Origin of the sequence: Saccharibacillus sp. O23 (assembly GCF_002205895.1) — a bacterium.
Lineage (GTDB): Bacteria > Bacillota > Bacilli > Paenibacillales > Paenibacillaceae > Saccharibacillus.
In genome coordinates this window covers 15,821-29,339 of sequence record NZ_NJDE01000014.1, presented here as the reverse complement: position 1 = coordinate 29,339, position 13,519 = coordinate 15,821, and the positions used below count along the sequence as shown (strand labels likewise).

Here is a 13,519-nt window from a genome sequence, read left to right as displayed (position 1 = left end):
TGAGATGCCGCTTACGCGGAATGAAATGCATAAGAGCCGCCGCGAGCGTTTTGAAACCGCTTAAATCCGCATGAGCTGCCGGAATTCTTTGACTTTGCTGCGGCTGACCGGCACTTCGGCGTTCACGTCGCGCAGACGGAGGAGATACGTATTGTTGAACCACGGCACGATCTCCCGGATCTTCGACAGATTGACGGTATACGAACGATGGCAGCGGAAAAACTTGTCCTGCGGCAGTCCCGCCTGAAAATCGGAAATGCTCATATGCATCGTGTATTCTTCTTTGCGCGTGTAGACGAGCGTCGTTTTCTCCTGCGCGGAGGCATAATAGATATCGTCGGCGTCCACCACGATGATCTTGTCGTCTTTGTACAGATTGATTCGCGAATCGGCGCGGGCGGCGCCGTCCGCGGACGACGTCGGACGCTCGGCCGGTTCCTGCGCCTGCGCGGGCGTTCCCGAGCGGGCGGCTTCCGAAGCTTCCCGTTCTTTTTTGGCGGCGAACGCCGCTTCGAGCTTATTCAGCATCGCCGCGATCCGCGGCTCGTGGTACGGTTTCAGAATATAATCGAACGCTTCGATCTCGAACGCTTCCGCTGCATGTTCTTTGTACGCCGTCGTGAACACGATATACGGTTTGTTGGCGAATTTGCTGATGCTTTTGGCCAGCAGCACCCCGTCGAGCGACGGAATATTGATATCGAGAAAAATAACGTCCACGTCGCTGCTCTGCAAAAATTTCAACACGTCGATGCCGTCTTCGAACTTGCCGACGATCTCGACCGAGCTGTTTTTGCGGATCAGGTAATCCAGTTCTTCCATCGCCAGAAATTCGTCTTCGACGATGATCCCTTTCAGATTCTCGCTCATTCCGCGCTCCCCTTTCCGACCGTGAATCCGATCACCGTGCCTTTGTCCAATCTTCGAATATCGACGCCTTCTCCGTAGATCAATTTCAGCCGCTCGTGCACGTTCGACAACCCGATCTTGTTCGACGGCATCTCGCCGTTTCGGATGCGTTCAATGACCGTTTCGTCGATGCCGACGCCGGTGTCCGCGATCTCGAAACGAACGTTCTGCCCTTCGTTTTTCACGCGAATCGTCACGGTTCCTTTGCCTTTATCTTTCAAAATGCCGTGCACGATCGCGTTCTCCACCAGCGGTTGGATGATGAGGCTCGGAATCTTCACGTCCGTCTCGTCATCGATATCGTACTCCACCTGAAGCCGGCTGCCGAAACGCGCTTTTTCGATCTCGACGTAATCTTTGACCTGCTGAAGTTCGCGGTGCATGTCGATCAATTCGTCGTTCAGCTCCAGATTGTACCGCAGATAACCGGACAAGTTGATGATCAGCTCGCGCGCTTTGTCCGGGTCGATCCGAATCGACGAAGCGATCGCGTTCAGCGCGTTGAACAAGAAATGCGGGCTGATTTTCGTCTGAAGCGCTTTGATCTCGGCTTTGTCCGCCATCGCTTTGATCTGCTCGACGCGCGAGACTTCCATAAGGGTGGAGATGATCTGCGACAGCCCGACGGCCAGTTCTTTCAGCGAATACGTGATTTGATGGGCGTGGCGGTAATAAATTTTCAGCGCTCCGGTCACCACCCCTTTTTCCCGCAGCGGAATGATGATCATCGATTTGATCCATTCGTTGCGATGATCCGCGTCGTTGTTGCGCACGGTGATGCTGCCGCTCCGGATCGACTGCTTGGTCTCTTCCGTCATGATCTCGTGCCCGATATTGTAGCGCTCCTGACCGAACCCCGCATAGGCCAAAATATGGCTCGTATCCGTGATCGCCACCGCGTCCGCGCCGATTTTTCGTTCGATGATCTCGCAGATCCGCAGCAGCGAAGCGCTGTCCACTTTGCGGAAGTACGGCAGCGTCTCGTTGGCGATATCCAGCGCGAGCTTGGCCTGCTTGGCCGCGACGTTCTCTTTCTCGTCTTCGACGCTCTGCACCAGAGTCACGATCAAGCCGATCATCACTTGAGCCAGAATCATCGGCGCGGCGATCTTCGAGACGATATCCAAGCCGAGCGCGTAAGGCTGCGCCATCAGCAGAATCAAGATCATCGTGAGCGCTTCGCAGGCCATTCCCGCCAAGATGCCGTACAGCCAGCGTTTGCGTTTGGCGACGCGCAGATGAATGATGCCGGAGACGACGCCCGCGACTATGCTGGTAATCAGGCAGGGCAGCGCGGTTACGCCGCCGATATCGATCAGGTAACGGTGCACGCCCGCCACCACTCCCGTGACGATCCCGACCCAGGGGCCGAACAGCAGTCCGCCGGACATGATCGCCACGATCCGGACGTTGACGAGCGAACCTTCCACGCTGATGCCCATGTACGTCCCGAAAATGGCGAATAACCCGAAGATCGCCGTAACGGTCACGAGATCCTGCGGGCGGTATTCTTCTTTTTGAAAAACGGCTTTGACGCGCGGAATCCGCGTCAGCACGAACAAACACATCAGCAGCAACGAACCGCGTTCGAACAACTGCAAAAATATGGTCAGCGGATGCGTAGGGTCCATTTTCTGAATCGCTCCTCTCTGGGTTAAGCTTCTGCCCGCGATGCCGAGCAGAAGAAAGCCGCCGGTTCGAAATCCGGCGGCTGCTGCCTCGATACGTATACGCGATCGGCGGAACGAAGCGGGCCGAGACGAAATCAGTCGATCAGCTCGCCGCGGAACAGATCCTGCGTTTCCAGCGAGCTGCGCAAGCCTTCGTACGTCGGCGACGTCCAGAAGAACGAATCTTCGACCAGCTTCGCCGCGTCGTCGCGCGCCTGCTCCAGCACTTTGAAGTCCGCGACCATATCCGCGACTTTGAACTCCGGCAGTCCGCTCTGCTTGGTGCCGAAGAAATCGCCCGGTCCCCGCAGTTCCAGATCGCGCCGCGACACTTCGAAGCCGTCGTTCGTATCCGTCATGACGCCCATGCGCTGACGCCCCAGTTCCGACTTCGGATCGGCGATCAGCACGCAGTACGACGCATGCTGCCCCCGTCCGACGCGGCCGCGAAGCTGGTGAAGCTGCGACAACCCGAACCGGTCGGCGTCCATAATGACCATTAGCGTCGCGTTCGGCACGTCGACGCCGACTTCGACCACGGTGGTCGAGACGAGCAGCTGCGTCTCGCCGGCATAGAAGAGCCGCATGGTTTCTTCTTTCTCCGCCGCGCTCATCCGTCCGTGCAGCAGGCCGACTTTATAGTCCGGCAGCGCCTGGCTCATCTGCATATGCAGATCGATCGCGTTCTGCACGTCCAGCTTCTCGGATTCCTCGATCAGCGGGCAGATCATGTACGCCTGCCGCCCTTGACCGACTTCGCGGCGAATAAAGCCGAGCACGCGCTCCATCATCTCGTGCTTGACCCAATACGTCTCGATCGGCACGCGGCCTTTCGGACGTTCCGCGATCGTGGACACGTCCATATCGCCGAACGCCGTGATCGCCAGCGTACGCGGAATCGGCGTGGCCGTCATCGTAAGCACGTCCGGATTGTAGCCTTTGCGCCGCAGGACGCTGCGCTGATTGACCCCGAAACGGTGCTGCTCGTCGGTCACCACGAGGCCCAGCGCCCGGAAGTTGACGTCTTCTTGAATCAGCGCGTGCGTGCCGACCAGAATATCGATCAATCCCATCTGCAGCCCTGCCAGCAGGTCTTTGCGTTTGCGTCCGGTGACGCTGCTCGTCAGCAGACCGACGGTGATGCCGAACGGTTCGAACATCTTCTGAAGCGAACGCGAATGCTGCTCGGCCAGAATCTCGGTCGGCACCATCAGCGCGCCTTGATATCCGGAACGCACGGTCGTGAACAGAGCGATCGCGGCGACCGCCGTTTTGCCCGAACCGACGTCGCCTTGAAGCAGCCGGTTCATGCAGGCTTCCGAACGCATGTCTTTCAAAATCTCCAGCTCGACGTTCTTCTGATCGTCGGTCAGCTCGAACGGCAGGCTGCGCACGAATTCGCGGATCGTCGCGTTCGGCGTGGTATGCACCACGCCGTCGCGCCGTTCGCGGTTCAGCGAGCGGAACGCCTGAAGCTTGAGTTGGAACAGGAACAATTCTTCGTAGACCATGCGTTTGCGCGCTTCTTGGCCTTCGGCGATATCGCCGGGCTGATGAAGCAGGCGGATCGCCTGCGGACGCGGCATCAATCCGTATTTCTTCACCAGCTCTTCCGGCAGCACTTCTTCGAGCTGCTCGCCGTATTGGTCGAGCGCGCTGCCGATCGCTTTGCGCAGCGAATTCTGGGTCAGATTGCCCGCGACGGAGTAGACGGGCTGAAGCGAACCGCTGCGAATCACGCCGCGATCGGGGAATTCCGATTGCGTGACGTTCATCTGCAATCTTCGGCCGTCCCATTTGCCGGTCAAGATGATCTCGCGGTCCAGCTCCAATTGGTCTTTGAGATAGTTGCGGTTGAACCATACGGCCGTAAACATCGAATAATCGGCCAGCACTTTGCAGCTCAGTTTGGTCTTCTTGCCGAAGCGCTGCACGATGGGCATGCCGACGATCTTCGCTTGTACGGTCGCCTTGTCTCCGTCCTTCACGTCGCCGAGCGGTTTCTGCCGAAAGTCTTCGTAACGGAACGGAAAATATTCGATGAGATCCTTAACGGTAAAAATGCCAACGGCGTGAAGCTCCTCCGCTCTCCGGGCGCCCACACCGTTGACTTCTTTCACCGGGATTTGATCCAGGCGTATGTTCATGTTGTTCTCCCTTTATTTGACGGAAGGCCAGATGTAGATCGCGTTGCAGCCGAGTCCGACATGCGTGCCGACGACGGAACCGATATGCGAGTAGACGACGTCGACGACTTCGAAATGCTGACGCAGCAGCGCCAAGATCTCGTCCGCCGACTCCGGTTGAACGGTATGTCCGATCGCGATATCCACCCGTCCGACGCCTGCCAGCTCCTGCTTGAACAGTTCCACGACGCGAGCCAGCGCCTTCTTGCGTCCTCTGGCCTTCTCTACGGCGTATATGACGCCTTCCTTGTCGATCGACAGAATCGGTTTGATATTCAGCAGCGTGCCGAACAAAGCCGCCGCTCGGCCGATCCGGCCGCCTTTTTGCAGATATTCCAGCGTATCCACGAGAAAATACAGCTTGCGCGCGGTCTTGAGCCGTTCGATCTCCGCTTGGATCTCCTGCGGCGTCGCGCCGGCCTGCGCCATCTCCGCGGCCCGCACGACCATAAAGCCGAATCCGTAAGACGCGGACAGCGAGTCGATCAGCAGAATGTCCGCTTCTTCGTTCTCGAGCAGCGACTTGCCCAGCGTGGCGGACTGGAAAGTCCCGCTCATGCCGGTCGAGATATGGATCGAAACGATCGGCGCTCCGGGATGATGATCCAAGATGCGCTGATACGCGGCCGTAAAGTCCGCCGGCGAAGGCTGCGACGTGGTCGGCAGCTTGTCGGCCTGCGGCAGTCGCCTGTAGAACTCCGGCGCTTTGATCTCCACGCCGTCGAGCAGCGCCTGATCGCCGAACATGACCTTGAGCGGCACGACCGTGATGCCGAGGCGCTGCACCAGCTCCTCGGGAATATCGGACGTGCTGTCGGTTACGATAATCGGGTTCATTCGGTCACCGTCCTTAAGTTAGAGGGTGCGGCTTCATACATACGAAAAAATCCTATGCGTTTAGTCCATTAGCCTTGAAGCTGCGGAGAATTTTCGTTCCGGTCGCGTGTTGCAATCGAGAAGCATGATTAGACTAGGCAGAAGCTCCTCGATTGCAAAAGCGAACTGGAGCGTATGCTTACGATGTGACTTTCTCCGAAAGTCTTTAGCTCCTACATCGAAAACTCTCCTTCGCCTACAGGCCGGAACCAAACCCAAGATCTTTTCGCACGCATTCGACCGGTTGTGATGCGCGAAAGAGGATCAAGCTTCGACGGAGAACATGTAGTCGTAAACCGGTTGGCCGCCGGTATGGAATTCCACTTCGGCGTCCGGGTATTGTTCGGTCAGCCATTCGACCAGTTCGGCGGTCTCGGCTTCGGACGCGTCTGCTCCGGCGAGCAGGGTGACGACTTCGTCGCCGCTTTCGATCATGGCGGCCAGCAGGTTGCGGCTGGTCGTCAAACGGTCTTCGGCGGTCGCGACGATCTTGGAATTGAAGATGCCGATATAATTGCCGGCCGTAATGTCCAGTCCGTCGAACGTCGTGTCGCGCACCGCATGCGTGATCTGGCCGGTCTTGACGTGCCGGATCGCTTCGTTCATCTGCTCTTCGTTGGCTGCCGGGCTTTCTTCTTCTTGGAACGCCAGCGCGGCCGCGATGCCCTGCGGAATGCTCTTGCACGGCACGACCGTGATCTGGCGTTCGCCTTCCAGCAGATCGCGCGCCTGTTGGGCGGCCAGCACGATGTTGGAATTGTTCGGCAGCAGGAAGATATGCTGCGCGGACAGCTGTCCGATCGCGTTGACGAAATCTTCCGTGCTCGGGTTCATCGTTTGTCCGCCGGACAAGACGATATCCACGCCGAGGCTCTTGAAGATCTCTTCGATGCCCGCGCCGCTGGCGACGGCGATAAAGCCGTAAGGCGCCACTTCGTCGGCGGGCAGAGCGGAAGGTTCTTCGGGAACCGGAACCGGAGCCGGAATATCGGCGAACAGCTCAGGCGGAGCGGCGCCGTCCATGCCGGCATGCAGCAGGTCGCGGTGCTGTTCGCGCATGTTCAAGATATGGATCTGCGTGATCTCTCCGTACCGCAGCGCCTGCGTCATGACTTCGCCCGGCGTCTTGGAATGGACATGCACTTTCACGATATCGTCGTCGGCGATGATGATGATCGAATCGCCGTTGACGGACAGCGCTTTCCGGAAAGCTTCTTCGTCGAACGCGTCGCGCGGACCGTCCCCGAGGCCGCGATTGATGAAGAACTCCATATCGTAGAGGAATTCGATGTTTTCGGTCTCGAGCTGCGCCTGCGCGGAAGCTTGGATATGCGAAACCGCGGAAGCTTGAACGGCGGGAGAAGGCGATGTCGCAGCGGCTTGAGGAGCGGCTGCCGCCGACGGGACAGACGTGCCTGCCGCCGCGCCGTTCTCGAGATAGTCCAGAAACCCTTCGTAAATGTACACGAGGCCCTGTCCGCCCGAATCGACGACGCCGACCTGCTTCAGCACCGGAAGCTGGTCCGGCGTGCGATCGAGCGCGTATTGGGCTTTGGCCAGTACTTCGCGCATCAGCTCGACGACATCCGTCGTGCGGCGCGCATAAGCGTTCGCGTGCTTCGCGGCTTCGCGCGCCACGGTCAGGATCGTGCCTTCGACCGGTTTGACGACCGCTTTGTAAGCCGTTTCTACGCCGACTTGAAGCGCCGCCGCGAACTGAACGGCATTCAGTTCCTGATGAGAAGCCGCATAACGGCCGAAGCCGCGAAACAGCTGCGACAAGATCACGCCGGAGTTGCCGCGCGCTCCCATCAACAATCCCTTGGATAGAACCGTTGCCGACTGGCCGACCGAAGCGGAACTGCGTTCGCGCAGCTCGGTCACTCCCGCCGTCATCGTCAAATTCATGTTCGTGCCCGTGTCGCCGTCCGGCACCGGGAATACGTTCAGCGAATTGACATGTTCCGCCTGACGCGAAAGTCTCTCCGCGCCGGTCAATACCATACCGGTAAAATCAGTTCCGTTAATCGAACGCCTGCTCAATGAAAATTCCCCTTCCTAAACCTGCTGGATGCGCGGATGCTCTGAATCGGCTTTCTCCGCTCTCTATTGATGTTCGAGACCCGTATGTTCATTCGCTGTATGCTCGCTTGCCTTGTACTTGATCGTGCGCGCATCGGAAACCGGGTTTCCGTCCCCCGCGACGACGTTCGGGCCTCCTGCGGCCGAATCCGCTCGTCCGCCTTTGAACCTATACGGACGGCTTCGCCTTTGGTCCCATACATCATGAGCCTTTTGCAAAATCCGGGCAAAAATTCAAAGCAGATTTTGCAAAAGGCCCCACCTAACATTGTACTATAAGCTTACGTAGAAATAAATAAAGTTTTTAGAACCGTTGACGGAGCTTTTTTTAGTGTGTTATGATTGTAGAAGTGTTGCTTATGTAGGTTTTATCTAAGCAAGGAGGTGTCATTCATGGCTCGCAGATGTTTTGTAACGGGTAAAAAACCAAGCTCCGGTAATAACGTTTCCCACGCTAACAACCGCAACCGTCGTTCTTGGGGAGTTAACGTCCAAAAGGTTCGCATCCTCGTAAACGGCAAACCGAAACGCGTATACGTCAGCACCCGGGCTCTTAAATCCGGTAAATTGACTCGCGTTTAATCCCGATATAGACCGGAAAACACCTTCTTTGAAGGTGTTTTTTAGTTAATCGGCGTCGCGTCTGCTCCGCGTGCTTCCCGACGGCAAGCACGTCGAACGTATCGGAGAATCGCACGAAAAAAAGACCTCGCGTCCCGCGCAAGCGGAACACGAGGTCTTTTTTTGTCTTTTCGTACGCGTCCGCCGTTCCCGCGGCGGATCGCCGGATACCGGAATCGGTCGACGATTCCTAGAGCAGCCCCATGCGATAACGGACCGCCGTGATCAGCACGGTGAAGAACAGGAAATAGACGACCGCCCAGACGATAAAGCCGATCTTCTGCCCTCTCGTTTCCAGGCGACGGAAATACCAGAGGACGAGACCCGCCGCCGCCAGACCGGCCAGCGCGTTGAACGGAATCGGCAGGATCGCGAAGACCGCGATCAGCAGACCGACTACCGAAGTGACCAATGCCAGCAGCATCGTCGACTTGAGGTTGTTCATACGCCCCGTTCCGCGCTTTCCCGGATCGTCCGGATCGCGGCCGCGCGATCGCTCGCGCCGTATACGGCGCTGCCCGCGACGAGAACGTCCGCGCCGGCCGCGACCACCTTGCCCGCCGTGTCGGCCGCGATTCCGCCGTCCACTTCGATGCGCAGGTCCGTCATGCCGAGCGAATTCGCCAGCTCGCGCGTTTCGCGGATCTTATGCACGGTGCGTTCGATAAACGCCTGCCCGCCGAACCCGGGATTGACCGTCATGATCAGCACGAGGTCCAGATCTTCCAGCACTTCGCGGATCGCCGAGACGGGCGTGCCCGGATTGAGCGCCACGCCGGCTTTGACTCCCTGTTCTTTGATCAGATGCACGACGCGATGCAGATGCACGCAGGCTTCCGCATGAACCGTAATGACGGAAGCGCCGGCTTTGGCGAATTCCGGGATGTAATTCTCGGGGTTTTCGATCATCAAATGCACGTCCAGCGGCAGCTTCGTGAGCGGCGCGATCGAGCGCATGATCGGCGCGCCGAACGAGATGTTCGGCACGAAATGTCCGTCCATCACGTCGACGTGCAGCCAATCGGCTCCGCCTTCTTCAACTTCTTTGACGTCGGCGCCCAATTTGGAGAAATCTGCCGACAAGATCGAAGGAGCAATCCATACCATATTCAGTACCTCCGTTTTTTATCTTTCATTTCTTGGAAAAAGGCCGTGTAATGCTTATAACGACTTTCCGCGATCTCCCCGTTCTCTAACGCTTCGCGGACTTTGCAGTCGGGTTCGTGCAGATGCGTGCAGCCGCGGAATTTGCAGCCGCCTTGAAGCGCCGCGAATTCGCGGAAGCAGCTCGACAGTTCTTCGACGCCGAGCTCCAAGAAATCGAGCTGGCTGAAGCCTGGCGTATCGGCGATATAGCCTCCGCCTTCAAGCTCGACCAATTCCACGTGCCGGGTCGTATGGCGGCCGCGGCCGAGTCTCAAACTGATCTCGCTCGTGAGAAGATCGAGATCGGGGAACATCGCGTTGAGCAGCGAAGATTTGCCGACGCCCGATTGACCGGAGAATACGCTGATCTCGCCGGCCAAGCGTTCGCGCAGCCGATCCGCGCCCATGCCCTGCGGAGAGCTGGTCTCCAGCACCTCGTAGCCGATCGATTCGTAGAGCTTTTTGGCTTGCTGCACGGCTTCGCGGGTCTGTTCGTCGTCTTCTGCGATCAGATCCATTTTGGTCAGGCAGATCAGCGCGTCCAGTCCTTCATGTTCGATATGCACGAGGAACTTGTCCAGCAGGTTCAGGTTCAGATCCGGTTCTTTGACCGAAAATACGAGTACCGCCAGATTGACGTTCGCTACCGGCGGACGGATCAATTCCGTCGTGCGCGGTTTGATCTCCGTAACCGTGCCTTCGCCGTTCTCCGTCAATGCGTAGACGACCCGGTCGCCGACCAGCGGCGATTTGCCTTTGATGCGAAATACGCCGCGGGCCCGACACTGCACCGTCGGTTCGCCCGGCGACGCTTCGTGATCTTTGACGTAATAATACCCGCTCAGCGCTTTTACGATTAATCCTTCTGGCATGCTTCACCGTCCTTTTGTATGTAGCATATGTAACGGGAGAGGGCCGGACTTTCGTCCGGCCTCGCTTTACCCGCTTATTTTTCGCCTGCCGCGATCAATGTCCTCGGCCGTGTCCTTTGCCCGGTTTTTCCGATTTGTCCGGTCTTTCGGAAGCATTCGCAATCGTTCCGTCGGCTACGGCTTTGCCCGGAGGAACGAAAGCGTTGGGATCCGTTTCTTCCTCGCCCGTCTGTTCGTCGGGAGGTTGAGTACCGTCCGCCGCGCCGTCGGTCGTTCCGTCCGTCGTCCCGTTCACGTCGGTACCGTCGCCGGTATCGGTGCCGTTGTTCGGATCTTGTCCTTGATCGCCGCCGTTGTCGGCGGGCGGATCGGTCGGAGTCTGTTCCGGCGGCGGCGTCTCTTCCGGTTCTTTCTGCGGAACTTCCGGTTGTTGGAACGTTCCTCGGCTGGCTTCCGTGTAATCGACCGGATAAGACTCGACCAATTGGCCGTCCCGATAGACCATGACGACGCCGTTGCGGTTCGGAGCGAGCACCAACGATACCGGGAAAATGCGCAGCGAAGAGATCGTATCCGATCCCAAGCTGATGCGGTCTCCTCTGGCGTCGCTGTATTCGATGCGAACTTTGGTCGCGACGCCTTCTTGCGAAGGTTCGACCGGCACGTTGACGGTAAAGTTCAACGCTTCCGGCGGGAACCCCGAGCTGACGACGAATTTCACGGCTTCGCCCGGTTTGAGCTTCTCGCCCGGTTCCGGCGTCTGGCTGACGACTTTGCCGCTTTCCACGGTAAAGCTCGGTTCTTCGGTCGAGGAAGGAGCCAGCGCTTGTCCGTTGATCAGGTCCAGCGCTTCTTGACGGCTTTTGCCGACCACTTCCGGCACTTCCTTCTCTTCGACGCCTTTGCTCACGGCGAGCGTGACCGTCGCTTGATCGGGATCGAAATCTTCGCCGGATTGCGGAGTCTGCGTGATGACTGTCTCCGGATCGGCTTCGTTGTATTCTTCGTTTCGCACGATCCGATCTTCGGATACTCCGAGCGCGGTAAGCTGCCTAACGGCTTCGTCGTAGTCGGTATCCGTCAGTTTCGGCATTTTCTTGAGCGGTTTCTCCGAACCGACCGTCAACAGAATCGAAGCGCCTTTCTTGACGCTTAATCCTTCCTGTTTGCTCTGCCTGAAGACCTTGCCGGGTTCCGTCGACGGATCGTATTCGTATTTGACGTCTTCGACAATCATTCCGCTGTCGGTCAACGTCGTGCGCGCTTGGGCTTCCGTCATGCCGATCACGTTGGGCACCTTCGTCTCCGGCACGACCAATTGGCCGCGCACGTAGATGACGATAAACGTCATGATCGCCAGCATCAGCAGCGTCAAGCCGATAATGAGCGCCGGTTTTTTCCAATTCTTTTTGCCCGAGGCTTGAGGCTTGGACTTGGTCGCGGCCTCGCCTCGCTGCATCTCCGAAGAAGGAGGCGTATACGTCGAACGAATAGCCGGCACGACCAGCGTGCGGTCCGTATCGTCGTTTTCGTCGAACAAGACCTTCTGTTCTTCGCGGCGCGAAGGCAGCAGGCAGGTATCCAGATCGCTTTGCATTTCCGCCGCCGAAGCATAACGCTCCGAAGGATTTTTGCGCATCGCCCGAATGATGATATTCTCCACGCTCTGCGGAATCATCGGATTCAGCTTGCGCGGTTCTTCGAAATCGTCCTGCAAATGTTTGAGCGCCACGCTGATCGGGCTTTCCCCTTCGTACGGAAGCGCTCCGGTCAGCATCTGATAGAGCACGATGCCGAGCGAATAGAGGTCGGACTTCTCGCCGGCGGTCACGCCTTTGGCATGTTCCGGAGAGAAATAATGAACCGAACCCACTACCGAACCGGTCTGGGTGATCGTCGTGGAAGTCACGGCGCGCGCGATCCCGAAGTCCGTCACCTTCACCCGACCGTTTCGTCCGATCAGAATATTATGAGGTTTGATATCCCGGTGAATGATCTGATTCGTATGCGCGTGATCGAGCGCGTCGCAGATCTGCGACGCGACGCGAACCGCTTCTTCGACCGGGAGCGGCGCCCGATCCTTGATCACTTCGTCCAGATCCGTGCCTTCGATGTATTCCATCACGATGTATTGGACTTCCCCGTCTTGTCCCACGTCGTAAATGCTGACGATGTTGGGATGGGACAGCGAAGCCGCCGACTGTGCTTCCCGCCGGAAACGACGGATGAACTCTTCGTCGTGCATGAACTGCTGACGCAGCACTTTGACCGCGACGAAGCGGTTCAGCAGCAGGTCGAGCGCTTTGTACACCAGCGCCATTCCCCCGCCGCCTACGCGCTCGATAATCTCGTAGCGGCCGCTGAACACCTGACCGATCATTGTACCCACTCCTTCGTCGCCGGGTCCTGACCAGCGCGTCCGTTTTCGAACAGGGCTACGGTGATATTGTCGTCGCCCCCGGAATTCAACGCCATCCGGACCAGTTTGTGCGCGCGATCGTCCAGCGCCGCTCCCGGCTTCAGTACCGTTCGCATCATCTCGGCTTCCGCCACGAAGTTGCACAGACCGTCGCTGCACAAGATCAGCGCTTCGCCCGGATTCAACCGAAGGCGACCGAGATCGACTTTCACTTCGGCATCGGTTCCGAGCGCCCGAGTCAATACGTTGCGGCGAGGATGAGAACCGGCTTCCCGTTCGCTGATTTGCCCGCTTTTGAGCAGTTCGTTGACCAGCGTATGATCGTCGGTCAAGCGCAGGATGCCTTGAGCGGTCACTTTATACGCCCGGCTGTCGCCGATATGGCCGATCACGCCTTCGATGCCGCTAAACAGCACGGCTACGACGGTCGTACCCATATTGTGATAGCGAATATCCGATTCGCCTTTGCGGTAGACGACTTCGTTGGCGTGCAGAATCGCGTCGCTGAGCGCCGCTTCGCAAGCTTCGATCGACAAGCCCGGCTCCAATCCGCCGAGGTCGGCCACGATCGTCTCGACCGTCAGCCGACTCGCGGTATCTCCGGCCAGGTGGCCGCCCATTCCGTCCGCCACGATCCCGAGCGTGTAGCCGCCCGGTTTGATCCGGCCGACCCACGACAGATCTTCGTTGACGGTGCGTACGTTTCCGATATGCGTTGCATGAACGGTATGAATCACC

General features: G+C 58.1%; 11 protein-coding genes. 1 reads left to right on the top strand and 10 read right to left on the bottom strand.

Features of this window, described 5'->3' with window-relative positions; translation table 11 throughout:
- Positions 1-60 precede the first annotated feature (60 nt).
- The 5 genes from CDO73_RS17275 to CDO73_RS17255 all read right to left on the bottom strand — a co-directional run bounded on the left by CDO73_RS17275 (position 61) and on the right by CDO73_RS17255 (position 7,684).
- Positions 61-858: a LytR/AlgR family response regulator transcription factor gene (locus CDO73_RS17275; protein ID WP_088489906.1), complete on the bottom strand. Its 798-nt coding sequence runs from the start codon at positions 856-858 to the stop codon at positions 61-63.
- Between the two features lie 8 nt (positions 859-866).
- Positions 867-2,540, bottom strand: a complete 1,674-nt coding sequence (locus tag CDO73_RS17270; RefSeq protein ID WP_088489781.1) for a sensor histidine kinase — start codon at positions 2,538-2,540, stop codon at positions 867-869.
- Between the two features lie 134 nt (positions 2,541-2,674).
- Complete coding sequence (recG, locus tag CDO73_RS17265) at positions 2,675-4,726, bottom strand: ATP-dependent DNA helicase RecG (RefSeq protein WP_088489780.1); 2,052 nt, start codon at positions 4,724-4,726, stop codon at positions 2,675-2,677.
- A 12-nt stretch (positions 4,727-4,738) separates the two neighbouring features.
- The gene (locus CDO73_RS17260) at positions 4,739-5,602 is read right to left on the bottom strand and encodes a DegV family protein (RefSeq protein ID WP_088489779.1); all 864 of its coding nucleotides are present in this window, start codon (positions 5,600-5,602) and stop codon (positions 4,739-4,741) included.
- A 303-nt stretch (positions 5,603-5,905) separates the two neighbouring features.
- Complete coding sequence (locus tag CDO73_RS17255) at positions 5,906-7,684, bottom strand: DAK2 domain-containing protein (RefSeq protein WP_088489778.1); 1,779 nt, start codon at positions 7,682-7,684, stop codon at positions 5,906-5,908.
- Positions 7,685-8,116: 432 nt separating this feature from the next.
- Here CDO73_RS17255 and rpmB point away from each other — a divergent pair, with 432 nt between their 5' ends.
- Positions 8,117-8,305, top strand: a complete 189-nt coding sequence (rpmB, locus tag CDO73_RS17250; protein WP_088489777.1) for a 50S ribosomal protein L28 — start codon at positions 8,117-8,119, stop codon at positions 8,303-8,305.
- A gap of 229 nt (positions 8,306-8,534) precedes the next feature.
- Here the strand turns inward: rpmB and CDO73_RS17245 are convergent, their stop codons facing one another.
- The 5 genes from CDO73_RS17245 to CDO73_RS17225 form a co-directional block, all read right to left on the bottom strand.
- Positions 8,535-8,789: a hypothetical protein gene (locus CDO73_RS17245; RefSeq protein WP_088489776.1), complete on the bottom strand. Its 255-nt coding sequence runs from the start codon at positions 8,787-8,789 to the stop codon at positions 8,535-8,537.
- The gene (rpe, locus tag CDO73_RS17240; RefSeq protein ID WP_088489775.1) at positions 8,786-9,451 is read right to left on the bottom strand and encodes a ribulose-phosphate 3-epimerase; all 666 of its coding nucleotides are present in this window, start codon (positions 9,449-9,451) and stop codon (positions 8,786-8,788) included. Before rpe ends, CDO73_RS17245 begins: the two co-directional genes overlap by 4 nt.
- A 2-nt stretch (positions 9,452-9,453) precedes the next feature.
- The gene (rsgA, locus tag CDO73_RS17235; protein WP_088489774.1) at positions 9,454-10,362 is read right to left on the bottom strand and encodes a ribosome small subunit-dependent GTPase A; all 909 of its coding nucleotides are present in this window, start codon (positions 10,360-10,362) and stop codon (positions 9,454-9,456) included.
- Positions 10,363-10,456: 94 nt separating this feature from the next.
- The gene (gene pknB, locus CDO73_RS17230) at positions 10,457-12,742 is read right to left on the bottom strand and encodes a Stk1 family PASTA domain-containing Ser/Thr kinase (RefSeq protein ID WP_088489773.1); all 2,286 of its coding nucleotides are present in this window, start codon (positions 12,740-12,742) and stop codon (positions 10,457-10,459) included.
- Positions 12,739-13,518 carry a Stp1/IreP family PP2C-type Ser/Thr phosphatase gene (locus tag CDO73_RS17225; protein ID WP_088489772.1) on the bottom strand — a complete coding sequence of 260 codons (780 nt, stop codon included), beginning with the start codon at positions 13,516-13,518 and terminating at the stop codon, positions 12,739-12,741. Before CDO73_RS17225 ends, pknB begins: the two co-directional genes overlap by 4 nt.
- Between the last annotated feature and the right edge of the window lies 1 nt (position 13,519).

Coding starts and splice junctions, on each gene's coding strand:
- CDO73_RS17270 (WP_088489781.1), bottom strand. CDS start 2,540: ATGGACCCTACGCATCCGCTGACCATATTTTTGCAGTTGTTCGAACGC.
- recG (WP_088489780.1), bottom strand. CDS start 4,726: ATGAACATACGCCTGGATCAAATCCCGGTGAAAGAAGTCAACGGTGTG.
- CDO73_RS17260 (WP_088489779.1), bottom strand. CDS start 5,602: ATGAACCCGATTATCGTAACCGACAGCACGTCCGATATTCCCGAGGAG.
- rpmB (WP_088489777.1), top strand. CDS start 8,117: ATGGCTCGCAGATGTTTTGTAACGGGTAAAAAACCAAGCTCCGGTAAT.
- CDO73_RS17245 (WP_088489776.1), bottom strand. CDS start 8,789: ATGAACAACCTCAAGTCGACGATGCTGCTGGCATTGGTCACTTCGGTA.
- rpe (WP_088489775.1), bottom strand. CDS start 9,451: ATGGTATGGATTGCTCCTTCGATCTTGTCGGCAGATTTCTCCAAATTG.
- rsgA (WP_088489774.1), bottom strand. CDS start 10,362: ATGCCAGAAGGATTAATCGTAAAAGCGCTGAGCGGGTATTATTACGTC.
- pknB (WP_088489773.1), bottom strand. CDS start 12,742: ATGATCGGTCAGGTGTTCAGCGGCCGCTACGAGATTATCGAGCGCGTA.